At 71.7% G+C, this 20626-nt stretch carries 21 protein-coding genes and 2 pseudogenes; 11 read left to right on the plus strand and 12 right to left on the minus strand.

Annotation, left to right across the window (positions count from 1 at the left end):
- Positions 1 to 232: 232 nt before the first annotated feature.
- Positions 233 to 1081, minus strand: a complete 849-nt coding sequence (locus ACFWY6_RS22420) for a fumarylacetoacetate hydrolase family protein (protein WP_384693094.1) — start codon at positions 1079 to 1081, stop codon at positions 233 to 235.
- 247 nt (positions 1082 to 1328) lie between these two features.
- Between ACFWY6_RS22420 and ACFWY6_RS22425 the strand changes: the two genes are divergently transcribed.
- Positions 1329 to 2048, plus strand: a complete 720-nt coding sequence (locus ACFWY6_RS22425) for a DUF2470 domain-containing protein (RefSeq protein ID WP_384693097.1) — start codon at positions 1329 to 1331, stop codon at positions 2046 to 2048.
- On the opposite strand, the gene ACFWY6_RS22430 is transcribed toward ACFWY6_RS22425, so the two are convergent.
- Positions 2019 to 2318, minus strand: a complete 300-nt coding sequence (locus ACFWY6_RS22430) for a YkvA family protein (RefSeq protein ID WP_384693100.1) — start codon at positions 2316 to 2318, stop codon at positions 2019 to 2021. The genes ACFWY6_RS22425 and ACFWY6_RS22430 overlap by 30 nt on opposite strands.
- Positions 2319 to 2503: 185 nt before the next feature.
- On the opposite strand from ACFWY6_RS22430, the gene ACFWY6_RS22435 reads away from it, so the two are divergent.
- Both ACFWY6_RS22435 and ACFWY6_RS22440 read left to right on the plus strand, forming a co-directional pair.
- The gene (locus ACFWY6_RS22435; RefSeq protein ID WP_384693102.1) at positions 2504 to 3694 is read left to right on the plus strand and encodes an amidohydrolase family protein; all 1191 of its coding nucleotides are present in this window, start codon (positions 2504 to 2506) and stop codon (positions 3692 to 3694) included.
- Positions 3695 to 3740: 46 nt separating this feature from the next.
- Positions 3741 to 4310 carry an isochorismatase family protein gene (locus ACFWY6_RS22440; protein ID WP_384693157.1) on the plus strand — a complete coding sequence of 190 codons (570 nt, stop codon included), beginning with the start codon at positions 3741 to 3743 and terminating at the stop codon, positions 4308 to 4310.
- A 39-nt stretch (positions 4311 to 4349) separates the two neighbouring features.
- Here ACFWY6_RS22440 and ACFWY6_RS22445 read toward each other — a convergent pair.
- The 6 genes and pseudogenes from ACFWY6_RS22445 to ACFWY6_RS22470 all read right to left on the minus strand — a co-directional run.
- Positions 4350 to 4686, minus strand: a pseudogene (locus ACFWY6_RS22445) (SDR family NAD(P)-dependent oxidoreductase); the annotation flags it as partial.
- Positions 4678 to 5179, minus strand: a pseudogene (locus ACFWY6_RS22450) (helix-turn-helix domain-containing protein); the annotation flags it as partial. The pseudogenes ACFWY6_RS22450 and ACFWY6_RS22445, both read right to left, overlap by 9 nt.
- 79 nt (positions 5180 to 5258) lie before the next feature.
- Complete coding sequence (locus ACFWY6_RS22455) at positions 5259 to 6869, minus strand: alpha-amylase family glycosyl hydrolase (RefSeq protein WP_384693104.1); 1611 nt, start codon at positions 6867 to 6869, stop codon at positions 5259 to 5261.
- Between the two features lie 292 nt (positions 6870 to 7161).
- Positions 7162 to 8337 carry a lactonase family protein gene (locus ACFWY6_RS22460; protein WP_384693106.1) on the minus strand — a complete coding sequence of 392 codons (1176 nt, stop codon included), beginning with the start codon at positions 8335 to 8337 and terminating at the stop codon, positions 7162 to 7164.
- A 125-nt stretch (positions 8338 to 8462) separates the two neighbouring features.
- A complete protein-coding gene (locus tag ACFWY6_RS22465; protein WP_384693108.1) occupies positions 8463 to 10085 on the minus strand; it encodes an amidohydrolase in 1623 nt (540 codons plus the stop codon).
- A 50-nt stretch (positions 10086 to 10135) separates the two neighbouring features.
- The gene (locus tag ACFWY6_RS22470) at positions 10136 to 10789 is read right to left on the minus strand and encodes a TetR/AcrR family transcriptional regulator (RefSeq protein WP_384693111.1); all 654 of its coding nucleotides are present in this window, start codon (positions 10787 to 10789) and stop codon (positions 10136 to 10138) included.
- A gap of 69 nt (positions 10790 to 10858) precedes the next feature.
- On the opposite strand from ACFWY6_RS22470, the gene ACFWY6_RS22475 reads away from it, so the two are divergent.
- Together ACFWY6_RS22475 and ACFWY6_RS22480 are read left to right on the plus strand one after the other, a co-directional pair.
- Positions 10859 to 12316: a purine-cytosine permease family protein gene (locus ACFWY6_RS22475; protein WP_384693114.1), complete on the plus strand. Its 1458-nt coding sequence runs from the start codon at positions 10859 to 10861 to the stop codon at positions 12314 to 12316.
- Positions 12317 to 12561: 245 nt separating this feature from the next.
- Positions 12562 to 12936 carry an STAS domain-containing protein gene (locus ACFWY6_RS22480; protein ID WP_384693116.1) on the plus strand — a complete coding sequence of 125 codons (375 nt, stop codon included), beginning with the start codon at positions 12562 to 12564 and terminating at the stop codon, positions 12934 to 12936.
- Positions 12937 to 12957: 21 nt separating this feature from the next.
- On the opposite strand, the gene ACFWY6_RS22485 is transcribed toward ACFWY6_RS22480, so the two are convergent.
- A complete protein-coding gene (locus tag ACFWY6_RS22485) occupies positions 12958 to 13158 on the minus strand; it encodes a LuxR C-terminal-related transcriptional regulator (RefSeq protein ID WP_384693119.1) in 201 nt (66 codons plus the stop codon).
- Between the two features lie 19 nt (positions 13159 to 13177).
- On the opposite strand from ACFWY6_RS22485, the gene ACFWY6_RS22490 reads away from it, so the two are divergent.
- The 3 genes from ACFWY6_RS22490 to ACFWY6_RS22500 all read left to right on the plus strand — a co-directional run bounded on the left by ACFWY6_RS22490 (position 13178) and on the right by ACFWY6_RS22500 (position 14500).
- Complete coding sequence (locus ACFWY6_RS22490) at positions 13178 to 13468, plus strand: hypothetical protein (protein ID WP_384693121.1); 291 nt, start codon at positions 13178 to 13180, stop codon at positions 13466 to 13468.
- A 116-nt stretch (positions 13469 to 13584) separates the two neighbouring features.
- Entirely contained in the window at positions 13585 to 14256 is a 672-nt protein-coding gene (locus ACFWY6_RS22495) for a TNT domain-containing protein (RefSeq protein ID WP_384693160.1), read from the plus strand.
- A gap of 7 nt (positions 14257 to 14263) precedes the next feature.
- On the plus strand, positions 14264 to 14500 hold the full coding sequence (locus ACFWY6_RS22500; protein ID WP_384693123.1) for a hypothetical protein: 237 nt from the start codon (positions 14264 to 14266) through the stop codon (positions 14498 to 14500).
- On the opposite strand, the gene ACFWY6_RS22505 is transcribed toward ACFWY6_RS22500, so the two are convergent.
- Both ACFWY6_RS22505 and rpmF read right to left on the minus strand, forming a co-directional pair.
- Positions 14489 to 15661 (minus strand): GTP-binding protein, encoded by a 1173-nt coding sequence (locus tag ACFWY6_RS22505; RefSeq protein WP_384693126.1) that lies wholly within the window; start codon positions 15659 to 15661, stop codon positions 14489 to 14491. The genes ACFWY6_RS22500 and ACFWY6_RS22505 overlap by 12 nt on opposite strands.
- A 4-nt stretch (positions 15662 to 15665) precedes the next feature.
- Positions 15666 to 15836, minus strand: coding sequence for a 50S ribosomal protein L32 (rpmF, locus tag ACFWY6_RS22510; protein ID WP_135332135.1), 171 nt, complete (start codon positions 15834 to 15836; stop codon positions 15666 to 15668).
- Between the two features lie 166 nt (positions 15837 to 16002).
- Here rpmF and ACFWY6_RS22515 point away from each other — a divergent pair, with 166 nt between their 5' ends.
- Positions 16003 to 17490, plus strand: a complete 1488-nt coding sequence (locus ACFWY6_RS22515) for a membrane-associated oxidoreductase (protein ID WP_384693129.1) — start codon at positions 16003 to 16005, stop codon at positions 17488 to 17490.
- Here the strand turns inward: ACFWY6_RS22515 and ACFWY6_RS22520 are convergent.
- Positions 17477 to 17839, minus strand: a complete 363-nt coding sequence (locus ACFWY6_RS22520) for a hypothetical protein (RefSeq protein ID WP_384693131.1) — start codon at positions 17837 to 17839, stop codon at positions 17477 to 17479. The genes ACFWY6_RS22515 and ACFWY6_RS22520 overlap by 14 nt on opposite strands.
- A 178-nt stretch (positions 17840 to 18017) precedes the next feature.
- Between ACFWY6_RS22520 and ACFWY6_RS22525 the strand changes: the two genes are divergently transcribed.
- Together ACFWY6_RS22525 and ACFWY6_RS22530 are read left to right on the plus strand one after the other, a co-directional pair.
- On the plus strand, positions 18018 to 19112 hold the full coding sequence (locus ACFWY6_RS22525) for a substrate-binding domain-containing protein (protein ID WP_384693134.1): 1095 nt from the start codon (positions 18018 to 18020) through the stop codon (positions 19110 to 19112).
- 91 nt (positions 19113 to 19203) lie between these two features.
- Positions 19204 to 20535 (plus strand): ABC transporter substrate-binding protein, encoded by a 1332-nt coding sequence (locus ACFWY6_RS22530; protein WP_384693137.1) that lies wholly within the window; start codon positions 19204 to 19206, stop codon positions 20533 to 20535.
- Positions 20536 to 20626: the final 91 nt, after the last annotated feature.

Here is a 20626-nt window from a genome sequence, read left to right on the forward strand (position 1 = left end):
GTGCGCGACCAGGAGCAGTACCGCCCGCGCCAGGTCCCCGGCGGCCCCCGGGTGGTCAGCCGGGGGGGGCGGGGGGGCGCCCGCCCCCCGCCGAGCGGGGGGCGCCCCCCGCCCCCGGCCACACCCCGCCCTTCGGGCCCGCGCCCCCGCATCTGGAGGAGTGGATCGCCCGCGGTCACTGAGCGGGCACGGCGGCGGGCCCTGTGCTGCACGGGGCCCGCCGATCTCCCTGTCACGCGGGAGTACAGCGGCTGCGCTGCCGGCCGAGGCCCGAGATCTCCATCTCCATCACGTCGCCGGCGCCCAGATAGGGGAAGCGCCCGGACAGCGCGACGCCTTGTGGCGTACCGGTGTTGATGACATCGCCGGGTTCGAGGACGAGATACCGCGACAGATGGTGCACGAGCTCCGCCACCCCGAAGATCATGTCGGCGGATACGGAGTCCTGCCGGACGTCCCCGTTCACGTACGACCGCAGGCGCAGGTCTTGAGGGTCGCCGACCTCATCGGCCGTCACCAGGACGGGCCCCAGCGGGTTGAACGTGGCGCAGCTCTTGCCCTTGGACCACTGGCCGCCCGACTCCTCCAGCTGGAAGGCGCGCTCGGAGACGTCGTTGCTGACGGCGTAGCCCGCGACATGGGCGAGCGCGTCGGCGGGCGAGTCCAGATAGGAGGTCCGCCGCCCGATGACGACGGCGAGTTCCACCTCCCAGTCGGTCTTCTTCGAGCCGCGCGGGATGAGGACGTCGTCGTACGGACCGACGACGGTGTTCGGCGCCTTGTAGAAGAGGATCGGCTCCTCCGGCGGCTCGGAGCCCGATTCGGCGGCGTGGGCGGCGTAGTTCTGCCCGATGCAGAGCACGGCGGACGGGCGGGCTATCGGGGCACCGACGCGCTGCCCGGTGATGTCCGTCTCGGGCAGCTCGGAGGCGTCGGGCACGAGCGAGGAGTCGTCCGACAGGGCGGCGAGGAAGGCGCCGTCGATGTCGCGGGTCACGGACGAGAGGTCGTGGTGCCGGCCGTCGGATGAGGCGAGGACGGGCCGTTCGTGGCCGGGCTCGCCGATGCGCATGAGACGCATGGGGTGAACTCTCCTGTGCGGTAAGGGAGATCGCGGTCGGGGGATCGTGGTGGTCGCCCCCACAGCCTGCACCGGCGGCAGCCCGTGGAACAGGCGTAGGACCTCGGAGATCGCGTTCGCCCCGAGCCGCTGCCCACACCCGACCGTGCCCGGCGGGGATCTGTGAGGCGGAAGTCGGCCCCGCCTGGTAGCACCCACTCTTGATCTCCGATAAGTTAGGCAAGGCTTACCTAATGGAGGTTGACGAATGGGTGTCCGTCACATCAGCACGACCCTGCCCACAGCAGCGGCACGCGCGCGTTCCCTGCTCGCCACCGCGTGGTCCTGCGCGGTGACCACCGAGATCGGCAGGGACGAACTCGTCGGCGCGCACAGCGTCGGCGCGGACGGGACGGTTCTGCTGGTCCCACCGCGGGACAGCGCACTGGCCACCGCGATGATCTGCGCGCCGCGCGGCGAGCCGTCCACCCTGCTGGAACTCGCCGATGTCTCCCCGGTGCCGGTCAGGGACCGGATCCGGGCCCGGCTGTGGCTCTCGGGGTCGCTCGTGCCCGACGGCGAGCGTTTCGTCTTCGCGCCGACCTGCGCCGTGCTGCACGACGCCACCGGCGAGCGGATCGGCATCGACCTCGACGAGCTCGCCGTGACGGCCCCCGACCCGCTGGCCGAGGCCGAGGCACGCCTTCTCACCCACCTCGCCGACGCGCACGAGGACGCCGTCGAGCAGCTGACCCGGCTCGTCCACGCCGACAGCCTGAACGGAGTGGTGCGCGTACGCCCGCTCGCCATCGACCAGTACGGCCTCACCCTGCGCCTGGAGCGGGCGCGCAGCCAGGCCGATGTGCGGCTGTCGTTCGACGAGCCCGTCGAGGACATCGCCCAGGTGACCGAGCGCATGCACATCCTGCTGACCAAGGCCCGGCATGTGCGCCGCCCGCTACTGCGCCCCGCGACTCCCGAGTCCTGAGCCCGCCGGCAGTTCCTTCCGCATCGACCGCAGCGCGAGCGCGAGCACCCCGATGTCGTCGAGGAACACCGGATCGGGCAGCAGATCCGCGGGCAGTACGAGATAGGCGACCGCACCCCAGAACACCCACTGACGTTCCACCGGCAACCCCGCCCTGCGCAGCCTGCGGCGCGCCCTGACCAGGCGTACGAGCAGGGCGATCGCGACCGCCAGCGTGGCGGCGGCCAGGACTCCGGCGGCCATGAGGAGGACCGTGACTTCCGTGCTCATCAGACCCTGACCTCCGTCCTGAGCGGGGCGCTCCGACCCAGGCTATGCGCCCCCGCGGGACGGCGCGCGCAAGTGGCGTCCACATCGGGACGGCCGCCAGGACATCCCCTTCCGCCCTCCCATGACGGACGATGGAACCCGGCAAGCACCGCCGGCTCCGCCAACTCCTTGTGGGAAAGGTCGAGATGAGCCAGACGTTGATCACGGCAGGGCGGGTTCTGACCGGGCCGCGTGGCCAGTGCGTCAAGGACGGCGCCGTACTGACGGACGGCACGGCCATCGTCGCCGCGGGGCCGCGCGCCGCTGTCGAGCCGATGGTGCGCGACGGGGCGCGGCGCTGTGCGCTGCCCGACGCCACGGTGCTGCCCGGCCTCATCGACGCCCATGTCCACCTGGTCTTCGACGCGAGCAAGGACCCCGTGGCCGTCCTGGACGCCCACGACGACCGCACGCTGATGGCCGCCATGGAGGAGCGGGCGCGCCAGTTCCTGCACAGCGGCGTGACCACCGTGCGCGACCTGGGCGACCGGGGCCGCCTCACCCTGCGGCTGCGCGAGGCGATCGCCGGCGGCGCCGTGCCCGGACCCCGGATCGTCGCCGCCACCACACCGCTGACCACCAAGGGCGGCCACTGCTGGTTCCTCGGCGGAGAGGTCGACGGGGAGGACGAGATCCGTGCCCTGGTGCGCCGCAACGCGGAGCTGGGCGCCGACGTCATCAAGGTGATGGCCACCGGCGGCGGCCTCACCCACGGCGGCCCCGCCACCTGGCAGGCCCAGTTCGGCGCCCCCGAGATCCGCGCCGTCGTCCGCGAGGCGCACCGGGCCGGGCTGCCGGTCGCCGCGCACGGACACGGGACCGCCGGGATCGTGGCCGCCGTGATGGCCGGCGTCGACACCATCGAGCACTGCACCTGGATGACCCGCAAGGGCCTCGACCTGCGCGAGGACGTCCTGGACGCCATCGTCGCCAAGGACATCCGGATCTGCCCCACCGTCAGCCCCAACTGGCGGATGCTGCCCATGTTCTTCGGCGCCGAACGGGCCAAGGCGATGTTCGAACAGGTACGGACCATGGCGGAACACGGCGCCCGCCTGATCGCCGGGACGGACGCGGGAGTCCAGCGCGCGGGCTGCGACGGCCTGGCCCAGAGCCTCGGCTTCTACCAGCACCTGGGCATCGAACCGGACCGCGTCATCGACATGGCCACCACGGAGGCCGCCGACGCCCTGGGCATCGCCGACCACGTCGGACGCCTGGCACCGGGCTACCGGGCCGACCTGATCGCGGTGCGCGGCGATCCGCTCAAGGACGTGGAGGCCCTGGGGGACGTACGACTGGTGATGGCGGAAGGCAAGATGGTGGACCGTGACTGAGAACAAGACGCAGCCCTTAGAGCAGCCCATACACAAGACGCAGTCCATGGACGGGGCCACGCAGCCCGTTCAGGCCCTGCTGGTCGTCGACATGCAGTCCGCCTTCGTCTCCGGCGACGGCGCCGTACCGGAAGCGGCCCGGGTCCTCGACCGTACGATCGACCTCATCACGCGGGCCCGCGCCGCCGGCGCCCTCGTCATCCAGCTTCAGAACGACGGCGAGCCGGGCTCCGTCGACGAACCCGGCACTCCCGGCTGGCAGATCCACCTCCCCGTGGACACGGACCGGGGCGAGACCGTGCTGCGCAAGACCATCGACGACGGCTTCGAGGAGACCGGGCTCGAAGAGCTGCTCACGGATGCAGGCGTGCGCGACCTCGCCATCTGCGGGGTGCAGTCGGAGATGTGCGTCCTCGCCACCGCGCGCACCGCCCTCGAACTCGACTTCCGCGTCGTCATGCCGCACGACGCGCACGCGACGTACGACATCCCCGCCGCGGAGGGAATCAGCGACGCGGTCCCGGCGGCGATGGTGTCGCGGGTCGCCGAATGGGCCCTCGGCGACGAGGTCGAGATCGTCGCGAGGGCCCAGGACGTCGACTTCACCAAGCCGTAGCCGGAGACGTAGCCGTAGACACAGGCAGGGGGAGCGGGATCAGCGGGCGGTGTAGCCGCCGTGGATGAACGAGGCGCGCTCCAACAGCAGGAAGGCGATCAGCTCGGCGACCTCCTCGGTGTGACCGAGGCGGCCCGCCGGGCAGAGAGACCAGCGCGTCGTACGCCTCCTTGTCCATGTTCCGCAGGAGCGGGGTCTCGATGAAGCCAGGGCCGACCGCGTTCACGCGGATGCCCTTGGCCGTGTACTCGGCGGCGGCCGTCTTCGTGAGGCCCACGACGCCGTGCTTGGCGGCGACATACGCGGGGGAGCCCGCGAAGCCGACGGAGCCGAGGATCGAGGCGACGTTGACGATGGCGCCGCCGCCCGCGGCCTCCCCGGTGAGGACGTCGTAGGCCCGCGCCACATGCGCGGCGAGGTCCTCGTCGTCCGTGTACCCGCCGCGCGCCCAGCTGCGCAGGGCGGCGGTCAGCACCCCGGCGGCGGCACCGACGATCACGGCCGGGCGCTGGTCCCGGAAGGGGTCGGTGCCCAGCCGGTCGGCGATGATCCGGACGGATTCGTCCTGGGCGTCGACCCGGACGCGTTCGTACGCGGCGAACAGCGCAGGTTCCGTGTCGACGAGCGCGAGGAGCGCCCGCGTCCGGGGGCGGCGGTGCCATCCCGCCGTCGGCGCGGGTGAAGTCGAGCGCCGCGGCCTCCTTGCCGCCGAAGTGGCGGCTGAAGGTGCGGCGCGTGACGTCGGCGCGCTCGGCGATGGCCTCGACGGTGACGGCAGCGAGGCCGTGCTCCAGGATCAGGTCGATCGCCGCGTCGGCGAGCGCCTCCCGTGTCTGCCGGGCCTTGCGCTGCCTGCGGTCCTCGGCCGCGCGGCCGGGGGGCGGTGCCTGGGCTGTACATCCGTGGCGTCCCCATGGGACATCTGTCCCGGAGGGACTTGACTGGGGCTTACGAGGGTTTCAACGCGGGGTCCAGATCGAAGACGCCGTACCCGAATCCCCGCGCCGTGACGGCGCCGCCCTGCGCCTCCACGCCCTGCGCCTCCAGGGCGCGCGGCGCCGTACCGGCCACGAGCCCGGTGGGGAACGCCGCGGGCGCGCTGCGCGGATTGACCACGACGAGGAAGCGCCCGCCCCGGAGGTACGCGAACGGATAGCCGCTGTGCAGCACCTCCACCGAGCCGTCCGGGCCCAGCTCGGGGGCGGCTTTGCGCAGCGCGATCAGGCGGCGTACGAGATGCAGCAGCGAGGTGCCGTCGGCGCGCTGGGCCGCGACGGTGGGCCGCCGCGGATCGGGGTCGACGGGGAGGTAGAGGCGCTCGGCCGGGGCGGTGGAGAAGCCCGCGGCGGGGCCGTCGTCCCACTGCATGGGGGTGCGCGATCCCGCCCGGTTGTAGTGCGGGCCGAGCACGCTGCCCTCGGTGTCGGGCAGGCCGGGGATGTAGCGCATGCCGATCTCGTCGCCGTAGTAGATCGCCGGGAGCGTGGGCCAGGTGAGTTGGAAGGCGAACGCCGCGGGGAGCTGTTCGGCGGTGCGCGGACCGCAGTTGAGGCGCGAGAAGTCGTGGTTGGAGGTGGGCAGCGAGATGTGCCCGGCGTCGCTGATGGCCGCGCGGGCCGCCCGCCACGCCTCGACGAACGTATCGGGCGAGCCCTGGCCGCTCGGGTCGAAGAACGGGGCGACCGGATCCCATGCCTCGGAGTCGGTGCCCGCGCGGTTGTTCCACAGGGAGCGCAGCGGCCTGCCGTCGGTGGGGCCGCCGAACTGGAGGAAGAAGTCGGCGTGGAACCCGGCGGGGACGGACACCGCCGGATCGCCCCACTCCGACAGGAGCACCGCCTCCGGATGGGCGGTGTCCAGCCAGCCGCGCAGCTCGGTCCACACCGCTGCCGTGGCGCTGCAGTCCGGGTCGTCCTTGACCAGTGAGTGCGCCATGTCGACCCGGAATCCGGCGAGGCCGAGCCGCAGCCAGTGGTGCATGACGTCGCGCAGCGCGGCGCGGTTGGCGCGCGGCCCATCGGCGTCGGCCCGCTGCCGCCACGGCTCGGCCGGATCGAGGCGGGCGTAGCCGAAGTTGAGGGCGGGCTGGGAGTCGAAGAAGTTCGGCAGATACGCACCGGGGCGGGACCCCGGCGACCGTACGAAACCGTCCGGGCAGCCGTCGGGCGCCCAGATGTAGCGGTGGTCGTCCGGGTCGTCGGCGGACGCGGTGAACCACGGATGCCGGTCGGAGGTGTGACCGGCGACCAGGTCGAGGAGGACCCGGATGCCGCGCCGGCCCGCCTCGTCCACGAGCTTGGCCAGGTCGTCGTCGGTGCCGTAGCGGGGCGCGACGGAGAGGTAGTCCGCGACGTCGTACCCGGCGTCGCGGAACGGCGAGACGAAGCAGGGATTGATCCAGACGGCGTCGACCCCGAGCCAGGCCAGGTGGTCGAGGTGCTCGGTGATGCCGTTGAAGTCACCGATCCCGTCGCCGTCGGAGTCGGCGAAGGACTGCGGATAGATCTGGTAGAAGACGGCGTCGGAGAGCCAGGCGGGGGCGGGGCGGAACGAAGTCATGGACGGGGTGCAGCCTTTCCCTCGTAGGTGTGCGGCGCGGCCGAAACGGGCTCATCCCTCGCGGGCCGCGGGGCTCAACTGCTGGATGAGCAGAAGAAACTGAGGCCGTCTCCGCCGTGTCGTGCCGAAGGCGCGGTGCGATTGTCTCGTTCATGGCCAGGGTAGTTCCGCGCGGTGCTGTCCTTACCCGGGTACATCCCGCCGCTGAGCGACCGCTTTGCCGTCGACGGCTGTACACCAAGCCCGACCGGCAGCGGGCGCGCACACCCTCCGCCTCCCAGCTGTACGCGCCCTAGAGGGGCAGCGCGCACACGGCCACGGGGGCCGCGAACGGCTCGCCCGCCAGGCGCAGTTGGCCCTTCGTGCCGACATGGAAGACGCTCACCGAACCCGACTTCTGGTTCGCCGCGAACAGCAGTCGCTGTGACGGCGAGAAGGCGATGTGCCGGGGGAAGTCGCCGCCGACGGGCACCGTGTCGAGCAGCCGCAGCCGGGCGCCGCCCGCCTCGATCGCGTACCGGGTCAGACTGTTGTGCCCGCGATTGGCGAGGAAGGCGAAGGCGCCGTCGCGCGTGACGAGCAACTGCGCCGGATAGCTGGTGCCTTCGCCCGTGCCCGTGGACTGCGGCTCACCCGCAGTCAGCCGCCCACTGGCGGGGTCGTACGCGCAGACGGCCACGGTGTTGTCCACCTCGTTGGCGACATAGGCGAACCGCCCCGAGGGGTGGAAGGTGAGGTGCCGCGGCCCCGCGCCGGGACGGAGCGCGGCGTACGAGACCTGCGTCAGCCTGCCCGCCTTCGTGTCGAGGCGGTAGCTGTACACGGCGTCGGTGCCGAGATCGACGGCGAGGACATGCCCGCCGTCCGGGCTCGTCACGATCTGATGGGCGTGCGGCCCCTCCTGCCCCGGACCGGGCGGGGGACTGGAGTGCGTGACGACATCGGTCAACTCGCCAAGCGCGCCCGAGGGTTGGACGGGATGGACGGCCACGCTCCCGGAGAGGTAGTTGGCGCTGAGCAGCCAGCGGCCGCCCGGATGCACGGACAGATGGCAGGGCCCGGCGCCACCGGTGCCGCGCGAGCCCAGGACTTCGGGGCCCGAGGACGAGAGCGCGACCGCGGTCACGCCGCCCTGCTCCTGCTCGTTGACGGTGTACAGGGTGCGGCCCGATGGGTGGAGGCAGAGGTAGGAGGGATCCGGTACGCCGGTCAGCGTGCCGGTGGCGGTGATACGTCCCGTGGCGTCGTCGTACGTCGCGAGACCCAGGCCCGTGCCGCCGCCGGGCTTGGTGGTGTACGTACCGAGAAAGAGCGGCCGCGTCCGGCGCTGCGGACGTCGGGGCGACAGGGCGTCGGCGGTCTGCGACGAGGAGAGAGCGGTGGCGGTGGCCGTGGCGGCGACGGCTCCGATGAACCCGCGCCGACCCCAGCCGTGCGCCTCGGACCGCCCGCCGGACCCACTGCTCATGCCTGCCTCCATGCCCGCTCCTCATGTGACGGTGGTGACGCGTGTGACAGACACAGTGCTGCCCGGAGGGCCCATGGACAAGAGGTGCAACTTGAGTTGCGTTCCGTGCAACGGGCGGGGGCGGCTCAGAGGCTCGCGTCGCGGTGCGTGGCGCGGCCGTCGAGCACCGTGAGCAGGACCGGCAGATCCGGCAGATCGGTGGCGTCGGTGGTGAGCGGGTTGTCGGCGAGGACGGTCAGGTCGGCGCGGAAGCCGACGGCGAGCTGCCCGGCCTCGTGCTCATCGCCCGCCGCGTGAGCGGCGTTCACCGTCATGGCCTGCAGCGATTCCAGCGCCGACAGGGCCTGCTCGGGACCGTGCGGCGGCTGGCCGAGGTCATGGCTCGGGCGGCGGTGGCGGGCGCCCGCCATGACACCCAGCGGCGGGTAGGGGGCGATGGGCCAGTCGGAGCCGAGAACGACCGTGGCGCCGGAGTCCCACAGATCGCGGCAGCGCCAGGCGCGCGACGCCCGCTCCTCGCCGAGACGGCGCGACCAGTTGTCGGTGTGGTCGGCCCGGGTGAAGTCGCAGCAGTGCGTGGGCTGCATGGACGCGATGACGCCGAGCTCGGCGAACCGGGCCAGGGTGTCGTCGGGCACCGTCTCGATGTGCTCGATCCGGTGCCGGACCGGGCGTTCCCCTGCGGCCCGCGCCTTCTCCACGGCGTCGAGGGCATGCCGCACGGCCGCGTCACCGATGGCGTGCGTGGCGGTGGGCACCCCCGCCCGGTGCAGCTCGCCGATGACATGGGTGTAGGCGGCGGGATCGGGCCAGAAGGCGTGCGTGGACTCGCCGTGGCAGTCGGGGCGTTCGAGCCAGGCGGTGCCGTTGTCGATGGTGCCGTCCATGAAGAGCTTGACGCCCTCGGTCCGCCACAGCGCACCGCCGGCGCCCTGCTGCCCGATGAGCGCGCACAGCGCCTCGGCGTCCGCGCCCGGCTGGCACCAGGGGGCGACGCGCAGCCGCAGGGGCAGCTCCCCGGCCGCGTCCAACTCGGCGTACAGCGCGAGGCTTTCGCCGTTGGCGTCCATCGCGTGGCCCCCGGTGAGACCCGCCGCGGCCATGCCGCGCAGGGCGGTGGCGAGCCGGGCGCGCCGCTCGGCGTGCGTGGGCCGCGGGGCGGCGCGCTCGACCAGTTCGCAGGCGGCGTCCTCAAGGAGCAGCCCGGTGGGCCGGCCCGCGTCGTCGCAGACGACCTCGGCGGCCTGCGCGAAGGTGCGCGGTCCGTCGACACCGGCGAGTTCGAGCGCGCGCGGGCTGGCCAGCATCGAGTGGGCGTCGAACATCTGGAGCAGCGCCGGTACGCCGTCGAGCACGGGGGAGAGGGCGGCGGTCTCGACGGGCCGGTCCCCGAAGACGTTCGGGTCAAGACCCCAGCCGTGCAGCCACGCGCCGGGCGCCAGCGAACGGACCTCGCCGGCGAGCGCCGCGCGCACCTCGTCCAGGTCGGTGCAGGCCGACAAATCGAGGCCGTGGGTCAGCTCCGCTCCCGAGACGGGGTGCAGGTGGCCGTCGACAAGGCCGGGGGTCACCACGGCGCCCTTGAGGTCGACCACCTCCGTCGACGCGTCCGCGAGGGCACGGATCTGCCGGTCGTCGCCCAGCGCCGTGATCCGCCCTCCGGACACGGCCAGGGCGGTGTCCGGCAGGAACCGGCCCGTGACCGGGTCGAGCAGCCGGGCGGAGAGCAGGACGAGACGGGTGCGCACAGAGGCTCCTTGAAAATGCGGGTGGGGAAGGCGGGGCGGCGGAGGGGCGGCTACGCCTGGTCGGAGGGCGTGTCGACGGGTCGGGTCAACGTGCCGTTCACCAGGCCCAGTTCGCGTTCCGCCGTGGTGACGGCCATCCGCGTCACCGCCTCGGGACGGTTGCTGGTGTCCGTGTTGGCGTGCGCGCCGAGGCCGTCGATCACGACCAGGATCTGAATGGTCGTCACATAGGGGTCGTCCGTGCGGAACTCCTCGCGTTCGACGCCCTCCTGGATGAGGCCTTCGAGCCGGCCGCGCCACGCCGCCTCCTGCTCGCCGACCCGGTCCCGCAGGACGGGCCGGTAGCGGCTGAGGTGGCGCGCGTTGATCCAGAGCCGGCTGATGTCCTCGTACGCCTCACCGGTCGCACATGCGAAGAACCGCGCGAGGTGCTCGGTGGGAGAGGCGTCGGACCGCTCGGCCGGCAGGAGGGCATCCAGCTCGGCGCTCGCGGCGCCGCCGAACGCCTCGGCGACGAGATCCTCGGCCGAGGGGAAGTAGTGGCTGACCAACCCGGGCCGGACATCGAGCTCATCGGCGATCCGCCGCAGAGTGATGCACTCGAGCCCCTCGGTCAGGGCGACGGCGGCGGCCGCCTCGACGATTTCCGCACGTCGGGCGGCCGGAGATTTCCGAATTCGCTTGCGCTGAACGCTTGACGACATGGCCACAACGTTATTGAGTGTGCGACCAATAAGCAAGCGGTCGGGCACGACAAGCATCCGGAGGGCCTCATGGCGTCCACGATTCCCGACCCGCACAAGCCAGGAACGGACGGCGCCGCCAAGGCGCCGCTGCCCTCTGAGCGTGCGGTTCGCATCGAGGCACATGGCATCGACCACATTCCCGAACGGGAACGCCATGGCCGTCCGCGCGAGCTGTTCTCCGTCTGGGCGGCGGCGAACGTCAACTATCTGAGCCTGGTCGTCGGCGGCGCCCTGATCCTCATGGGCCTCAGCCTCTGGCAAGCCCTCGCGGTGCTCTTCGTGGGCAACCTGTTCTGGGCGCTGACCGGATTCCTCTCCGTCTCGGGCCCCGCCGCGGGCGCGCCGAGCGAGGTGGTCACCCGCGCGATCTACGGGATCCGCGGCAACCGGGTGAACAACGCGGTGGTCGGCTGGATGATCTCCGTCTGCTACTTCGCCCTGAACCTGTCCGCCGCCGCGGTCGCCGCCTTCTCCCTCGTCGAGAAGGTCGGCATCACCGCGGACACCGGCGTCAAGGTCGCCGTCATCATCGTCATCGCCGCGCTCACCCTGACCATCAGCGTCTTCGGCCACGCCATGATCATGCGGCTCTACCTCCCGATCACGCTGACGCTGGCCGCCGCGTTCACCGTCGTCGCCGTCAGCGTGATCGGGCACACCGACTTCTCGTACCTGCCCGCCGAACCGCTGACCGGCACCGACCTGTGGGCGACCGTCATCGCCGGTGTCACGCTCATCGCGTCGGGCCCGCTGTCGTACACCACCAGCGCCGACTTCTCGCGCTATCTGCCCGCCACGACGCCCAAGATGGCGATCGTCGGCTGGACCCTCCTCGGCGGCTTCGTGCCCAGCATGATCGTCTGCTCCCTCGGCGTGTTCGCCGCCACCGCCGTCGACATGACCGACCCGCAGTCCGCGCTCGAGAAGATCCTGCCCGGCTGGTTCACCCCCGTCTTCCTGCTCGCCCTGATCCTCGGCACGATCGCCATCAACGCCCTCACCGCGTACAGCGCCGGCCTCGCTCTCCAGGCCGTCGGCGTGCGCATCCGCCGCTCGGTCAGCGTCATCGTCGACGGGATCGCCGCCGTCTCGCTCACCCTGTACGGACTGCTCGCCTCCAACTTCCTCGACACCGTCAGCAACGTCCTCCAGCTGACCGTCGTCCTGCTCGGCCCGAGCACGGCCGTCTACGCCACGGACATCGTGCTGCGCCGCAACCGCTACGACGGCATCGCGCTCACCGACGAGACTCCCGGCAGCCCCTTCTGGTTCACCGCGGGCGTCAACTGGGCGGGTGCGGCGGCGCTCGCCGCCGGTGTCACCGCGGCCGCCCTGTGTGTGAACACCGCGTACACCGGCCCGGTCGCCGATGCTCTGGGCGGCGTTGATCTCGCCCTGCCCGCAGGCATGTTGGTGGCATCCGCGGTCTACGTCCTCATGACGCGCCGCACCCGCGACGGGCTCGGAGGGATGCCGCGGGCATGAGCCCCCGCCTCCGCATCCGGAGCGGAAACTACGGACAGTAACTGACGTGGAATTGCCGCCAAGTTGCCCCCAGTTGCGACCGGTGGCGCCATCGCGAGGCATGAAAGGCATCTGAACGGGCAAGATGTAGATGCCATACTCGGCGCCGCCCCGGACCCCGGCGGCGCCCGGTGCCGTCGGGTACGCCGCACCACGCGCGAATTCGTCACTCTTCGTATGCGGGGAAGGGAATTTGGGGGTAGCCCATGGGCATATCCGACCCGAGTTTTGGGCTGCGTCACCATGTGGTGGAGGGTCTGACCGTGCTGACACTCCACGGCGAGCTGGACGCCTGGGCGGATCAGGAACTGGAGTCGTGTTTAAGGGAGTTCCTCGACCGGGCGGGCTCCGACGTGGTGGTGGACCTGCGGCAGGTCACCTTTCTGGACGCCGGGGGCCTGCGGCTCCTCGTGCGCATCAGAAACCGAACCGCCGCCACAGGCCGCGCCCTGAGACTCGTCCGCTGCGCTCCCCGCGTCTGGCGGGTCATGGGCATCACCCGCCTCGACCGCAGCTTCACCGTCCTGGACGCCCTGCCCGCCGAACTGGACGTTCCCGACGGCGATGACGTCCCGGCGTGAGGCGCGGGTCGGGACGGGGGCTCATTCAAGGCCGGTGATCTGCGTCCGCGAGGCGAGCCCCAGCTTCGTCAGGATGTGCTCCACATGGGCGTCCACGGTCCGCTCGGCGACGACGAGCCGTTCGGCGATCTCCCGGTCGGCCAGCCGCTCGACGACCAGCGCGGCCACTTCCCGCTCCCGGTGGGTGAGTCCGCCGGACCTCGTCCGCGCTCGCCGGGGCACCACGGATTCCCTGACCGCGGTGACCGCTTCGGCCTCCGGGAGCCCGCCCCTGTCCTCCACGGCGTACGCCACGGCCACCGCCCCGCGCCGCGAGCCGGGTCTTCCCGACGCCGCCGGGTCCGGTGAGCGTCACGAGGCGGGCCTTGCCCAGCAGTGCGCCGATCTCACGCAGTTCACGCACACGCCCGATGAATCCGGTGACCTCCAGCGGCAGTTCGCCGGCAGGCTCCCGGACATATCCAAGCCGCATCCCGCGCCGGCCCCTGCGGATGGCTGGTTTCGGCTCGCCACCATGGAAGATGACCACTGAGAGCCACTGCTCGGATACGGTGTGCGAGTTGTTTTCGTTTCTCGTCCCGTACCTGTTCCCGATCTGTTCCCGTTTCCCGTGGACACGCGAGGAGTTGTCGAGTGGACCGCAGTTCTGTGATCCGGATCCGTACCGTTCTTGCCGCGTTGGGTGTCGCGACCGCCATGGCGGCGGCGCCGGCCGCGACGGCGGTCGCGGAGCCGAAGGCCGCGGCGGCGTCGAAGCCGCACGAGCCCTGCACCGGAGAGTTCCAGAAGGACGCGCGGCTCGGCCCGAAGTGGCTGCCCAAGAAGGGGCAGAAGCCGGTCGGCCCGCTGCTCAAGGGCTGGAAGCGGACGGGTGACCTGACACCGTCGTCGTTCCTCAAGAAGTACTGGGAAGGCCCCGCGGACTCCGGCAGCTGGAAGTACCCGCCGAACGACGGCTTCGAGACGGTCAACGGCCAGGTCGACAAGCACCCCGAGGAGCTGGAGGAGGGCGAGCTGCTCGACCGGTTCGGCTCGGAGTACGGCTCGTACCTGGCCCCGGCGGGCGACCCGTACGCCAAGCGCGCGCTGCCCCCGCAGAACCTCAACACCCGTGACGCCGCGGTCGCCTGCGACTACCGCGTCTACGAGGTGAGCAAGCCGTTCTACGTCTGGCAGGGCAGCATCGCCCCCTGGTTCGAGCAGCCGGGCCATGGCCAGCAGATCAAGCTCGACGCGGTGTTCCTCGACCCGGGCGAGGGCCAGCGCCTGAACGTGAAGTGGCTCCTCGAGCACGGCTACCTCGAGCCCGCGAACGGCTAGCACGCCGATGGACATCCGTGGACTGCCCGCCGCCCTGTGCGCGGCCGGTGTCGCCGACGGCTACTACTGGATCGAGGGCGTCCACGAACCGGCCCCCACGCCCCCCGACTTCGTCTACCTGCGGCGGACCGAGGACGGCGTGGCGTGGGAGACCGGGACGTACGAACGCGGCACGCATCACCCGCTCGCCCGGCATGCGGACGAGGCGGAGGCCTGCGCGCAGCTGCTGCGGCTACTGGTGTGAGCCGGCGAGAGCCTCGTGCTCGCAGGCGTCGTCGATGCCGTACGTGTCCCAGGCGGGGAAGGGGTCGAGGTCGAGCGGCGAGAGGCTCTCGCCCTCTGTCATGAGGCAGCCGGTCAGCGCCGCGCGCAGCGCATCGGGCCGCAACCCGGTCCCGATGAACACCAGTTCCTGCCCCTGGTAGTCCTCCGCGTCGCGCGCGGCGGACGGCTCGAAGCGGGCGACGGACCCGGCCTGTGACCACAATCCGGTCACGTTCGGACGGCTGGCGAGCCAGAAGAAGCCCTTCGAACGCAGCACGTCCCCGAAGCTCCCGCTGTCCAGACCCTGCGTGACGAAGTTCCACAACCGTACGGGGTGGAAGGGGAGTTCGGCACGGAAGACGGTGCTGGAAATGCCGTACTCCTCAGTCTCCGGCACATGGTCCCCGTTCAGCTCCCGCACCCACCCCGGAGCCTGCTGGGCCCGCTCCAGGTCGAACAGGCCGGTGCCGAGGACCTGTTGGAGATCCACCCGGCCCTGGGTCGCAGGCACGAGGCGGGCGAGCGGATTGAGGCGCGCGAGGGTGGCGGTGAGCCGCTCGGCGTCCCGCTCGTCGACCAGGTCGAGCTTGTTGAGGACGATGACGTCCGCGAACTCGATCTGGTCCATCAGCAGATCGCTGACGGTGCGCTCGTCCTCCTCGTACTGATCGAGCCCCCGCTCCGCCAGACCGTCACCGCCCGTCAGCTCCGGCAGGAAGTTGGCGGCGTCGACGACCGTCACCATCGTGTCGAGCCGGGCGAGATCGCCGAGGGTGGCGCCGTCGTCGCGCGGGAACTCGAAGGTGGCGGCCACCGGCATCGGTTCGGAGATGCCGCTGGACTCGATGAGGAGATAGTCGAACCGCCCCGCCCTCGCGAGCCGGTCGACCTCCTCCAGGAGGTCGTCGCGCAGGGTGCAGCAGATGCACCCGTTGGTCATCTCCACCAGGCGTTCCTCGGTGCGCGAGAGAGCGGCCTCGCCGCCCCGCACGAGGGCGGCGTCGATGTTGATCTCGCTCATGTCATTGACGATCACCGCGACGCGCAGGCCTTCGCGGTTGCCCAGGATGTGGTTGAGCAGGGTCGTCTTGCCCGCGCCGAGGAAGCCGGACAGGACGGTGACCGGCAGTCGCTCGGCCATGCCGTCAGCCCTCGGGGCGCAGCAGGCCGCGCTCGTAGGCCTTGGCGAGGCGCTGGGGGACGAGGTAGGCGGAGCCGTCGACGGTGACCGGCACGAGCTGCGGGGTGCTGGCCTTCCACTGGGCGCGACGGTGGCGGGTGTTGCTGCGGGACATCTTGCGCTTGGGTACGGCCATGGGTTCTCGGGTTCCTTTCTCGGTGGTGCGGCGTCGAGGCTATATGAAAATGGATCCCATTACGAACTGGAGGGTCCGGGCGGCTGCGGGCGCCGGGTTCCGGAACCGCTCCGCGGGCCGATTCCGCAGTTGACAGCCCGAACAAACCCGCGAAAGCATCCCGTCGATGGAGATCGCGGACCTGACACCGGCGGAGCTGCGCGTCTGGCGGGCGTTCCCGCTCGGCGCGGGCGTCGACTTCCGTGAGAGCCCCGATGACGACCCCCGGGCCGGCGGCTCGTGGGGGCCCGAACGGACCGTGCGGGCCGAGGTGTTGCGGGCGCTGCTGCTCAACGGGCCGATGCGGGACGGCGAGATCGCGGGCCTGAAGCTGACGGGCGCGCGGATCACCGGGCGCCTCGACCTGATGTACGGGACGGTCGAGCATCCCGTGCGGCTGCGGTCCTGCCACTTCGAGGAGACGCCGAATCTGTACGGGGCGCAGGTCCGCGCCCTGGTCCTCAGCGACTCGGTCCTGCCGGGGCTGACCGCGGGAACCCTCCGGGTGGAGCTGGTCCTGCGGATCACCTGCTGCCGGATAGCGGGGCCCGTGCGGCTCGCGGGCGCGCAGATCACCGGCGCCTTCTTCGTCAACGGGGCGGAGCTCGGCGCGCCGCCCGTGCCCGACGAGCCGCCCGCGCAGGACGCCGAAGCGGTCCTGCAGCTGAATCATGCGGAGGTCGGCACGGACGTATGGGCCGTCGGCCTTGTCGCGCACGGCCAGGTCCGGATGAACGGCGCCACCGTCGGCGGCCAGGTCAACCTCGACGACGCCGAACTGAGTGCCCCTGGCGGAGTCGCCCTGCACGCCGAGACCTTGTCGGTCGGCACCGATCTGCGGGCCATGCGGCTGCGGGCCCGCGGCACGGTCAATCTGAGCGGCGCCCGCATCCCGCGCCACATCAATCTCGCCTACGCCCATCTCTCCCACCCCGAGGGGTCGGCGCTGCGCGCCAGCAGCTGCGTCGTCGGCGAGCTGTGGCTGCGGGAGGCCGCCCCGATCGAGGGCGCCGTCAATCTGCGCCGCTCCCAGCTGGACCTGCTGCACGTCCCCCCGCAGGTGTGGCCGGATCAGGTCAAGCTCGACGGTCTCAGTTACCAGCGGCTCGCCCCGCATCTGCCCGCCGAGCAGCGGCTTCCGCTGCTCGACCGCGAGACGGGCGGCTATCTCCCGCAGGGCTACGAGCAGTTGGCCGCCGCGTACCGCACGGTCGGCGACGAGGCCGCCGCGCGCACCGTCCAGCTGGCCAAGCTCCGCCGCCATCGCGGCACGCTGCCTCCGTACGCCCGGATCTGGGGCCATCTCCAGGACGTGACCGTCGGCTACGGCTTCCGGCCCATGCGCGCCGCCGGATGGCTGTTCGTCCTGCTGCTCGGCGGCGCGCTCGCCTTCGCCCTGCACCATCCGCGTCCGCTGAAGTCCGACGAGGCCCCCGACTTCAACCCCGTCTTCTACAGCCTTGACCTGCTCCTGCCGATCATCGGCTTCGGGCAGGAGACGGCGTTCGCGCCGGACGGCTGGTACCAGTGGCTCTCGTATCTGCTGATCGCCACGGGCTGGGTGCTTGTCACCACGGTCGCGGCGGGCATCTCACGCTCGCTCAGCCGGCAGTGACCGTGAGCGCCCAGGCGATGTAGGCGGCGTTCACGGTCAGCCGGGCGGTCACGCCCCAGGGGGTGTCGAGGAATCCCGTACGGGGCCGGGTGTGGAACGCGGCGTCGAGGTGCGAGACCTGGAAGGCGCTCAGCAGTGCGACGGCGGTCCACCCGCCCGCCGTGCGGGTCGCGGGGGCGAACAGCAGGGCGGCCGTGGCGAGTTCGGCCACCGCGCTGCCGACGACGAGGGCGGCGGGGGCGGGGAGCCAGCGCGGGACCAGAGCGCGGTAATAGGCGGGGAACAGGAAGTGCGTGACGGCCGTGACGGTCAGGAAGGCGGCGAGGGCCAGGGCGGCGAAGTCGGACATGCGGCGATGATCGGGGCGTCGGCGGGGCCGCGTATTGAACAGAACGCGCGTGATGAACGGAACGCGCGCGTGAACAGATCACGTGACGCACGGGTGCGGACGTGGCAACGATCGATATCCTCCAGCGGAAACGCTCAAACGAACACCCGATGGGTACGTCGCGAGGGGGGCCGGCAGCATGCGAGAGCCGAGGGAAGTCAGGCGGCAGCGGATACTCGCGGTCGTGGAGTCGCGCGGTACGGCGCGGCTGAGTGATCTCGCCGCCGATCTGGAGGTCTCGGTGATCACCGTGCGTCGCGATGTCGAAGACCTGGCCCGCGAGGGCCGGCTGCGGCGCGGCCACGGCGTGGCACGCTCGGTCGGGCCCGTGGAACGGAGCGCCGCGCCCGCCGGACCGGTGGCCTCCGGGGAGGCCGTGGCGCTGATGGTGCCGGAGCGGCACACCTATCTGTACGAGACGATGCACGGGGCGCGAGGCGCCCTGAGCGAGGCGGGGATGCGGGTCGCCCTGCACATCGCGCCGCAGGTGGAAGGCGCCGAACGGCCGCTGGTGGAACGGGTGTTGGCCGAGGGTGTGCGAGGGCTGCTGATCGCTCCGCGCTGGCGCACCGCGGCCGAGGAGGAGGCGGACTACGCCTGGCTCGCCGCGTCCGGGGTGCCCACGGTGGTGATGGAGCGGCGGCCGCGGGCCGGCAGTGCGCTGCACGCCATGGACTCCGTGTGCACGGACCACTGGTTCGGCATCCATCTCGCCGTCGACCACCTCATTCAGCTAGGTCATCGCCGGATCGTGCTTGCCGCGCGCGACGACAGCCCGACGGCCCGTGCGCTGCGCGCGGCCTTCGCCGAGATCGCCGCGTCCCGGGCGGAGATCGAGGACTGGACGGTGGTGCTCAGCGCCCGCGACGCCGGCCCCGGCCGGGCGCGCGAACCCCTCGACCTCGCGGCGCTGCTGCGCGAGCGCCGGGCCACGGCCGCCGTCCTGCACGGCGACGTCGACGCGCTGATGCTCGTGTCGCAGCTCATCGACGGCGGGGTGCGGGTGCCGCAGGACTGCTCGGTGGTGGCGTACGACGATGTGGTGGCCGCCCTTGGCAGCACCCCGCTGACCGCGGTGTCCCCGCCGAAGCACGAGGTGGGACGGGTCGCGGCCCAGCTCCTGCTGCGCCGGTTCGCCGAGCCGGAGGCGTCAGGCGCCGGGCATCCGCAGCGAGTTGAGCTTCTGCCGGAACTGAAGGTGCGCGGCTCCGCCGCCCACCCCGCGATCGTTTGACCGCTTAAGTTTCTTTTGATCGGTCTCTTGACCGGCTTCGTTCACGCGATCAGGATTCCCGTGTCCCGAACAAGAGCCGCGGGAGGCACCCATGCCCGGTCGACCGAGTCGCCGGTCCCTGCTCGCCGTGACAGCCGCCGTTCCCGCGGCGGGCGCGTTGAGCGCCTGCTCGGGCAGCGAGGGCCGTACGGCACGCACCAAGGGCGGCAGTACACGCATCACCTTCTGGTCCGCGCTGCGCGGCAGCCAGGAAGTGGTCGACGCGTTCAACAAGACCCACGACCGCGTCCAGGTCGAGTTCCAGCAGATCCCGTCAGGGGCGATGGGCGGCTACGCCAAGCTCAGCAACGCCGCCCGCGCCGGCAACGCCCCGGACGTCGCCACCATCGAGTACCCCCAGGTCCCCGGCTTCGCCATCGACGGCGTCGCCCGTGACCTCACCCCGCTCCTGACCGACCGGCTGCGCGCCAAGCTGCTCCCGCAGGCCCTCGGCCTGACCACGTTCGAGAAGCGGGTCTTCACCGTTCCGCTCGACGTGGAGCCGATGGTGCTTCACTACCGCACCGACCTGTTCGACCAGTACGGCCTTCAAGTCCCGCGCACCTGGGACGAGTTCGCCGACGTCGCCCGCACCGTACGGGACAAGTCCCGCGACCGGCGGCTCGCGCTCTTCCCCACCGACGGCTTCACCCAGTTCGCCGCGTGGGCGTGGCAGGCGGGCGCCCAGTGGTTCGACACCCGTGACGGCGCCTGGAACGTGTCGCTCGCCGACCGGCCGACGCGCAAGGTCGCGGCGTACTGGCAGCGGCTCGTCGACGAAGACCTGGTCTTCGCCAACGCCTCCGAGAGCAGACAGCACGACTCGCAGCTCGGTGAGGGCCTGGTCCTTGCCCGGCTCAGCGGCGCCTGGGACGCGGGCGCGCAGATGAACGCCCGGCCGGGCCAGAAGAAGCAGTGGGCGATCGCCCCGCTCCCGCAGTGGGACCCCGGCCACCCGGTCGTCGGCACCCACGGCGGCTCCACCTTCGCCGTCACCAAGGACAGCCGGAACCCGGAAGCCGCCATGGACTTCATCGAGTGGCAGGTCTCGCACCCCGATGCCCTGCGCGCCCGGCTCTCCAGCGGCACCAGCAGCCAGTACCCGGCCGTCCCCGGCCTCGTCTCCGTGGGCCGCGCCGCCTTCGACCGCTCCTACTACGCGGGCCAGGACATCTACCGCCTCTTCCAGGAACAGGCGGACACCATCCGGGACGGCTGGGTCTGGGGCCCGCGCATGACCGCGACCCAGCGCGTCATGCAGGACGGCTTCGCCCGCGCGGGCGGCGGCCAGGGTTCGCTCCTCGACGCGGTGCACGCGGCGCAGAACGGCACCATGCCGGACCTCAGGGCCCTCGGCCTCTCCACCACCGAGCACAGCACATGACCGGCGCGAACGCCGCAGGGCGAGGCCGAGCAGTCCCTACGCAGCCAAGCACCCCGTACGCCACCGAGCACCAGCAGAAAGGCAGGTGACC

It is taken from the genome of Streptomyces sp. NPDC059037, assembly GCF_042740015.1.
GTDB lineage: Bacteria > Actinomycetota > Actinomycetes > Streptomycetales > Streptomycetaceae > Streptomyces.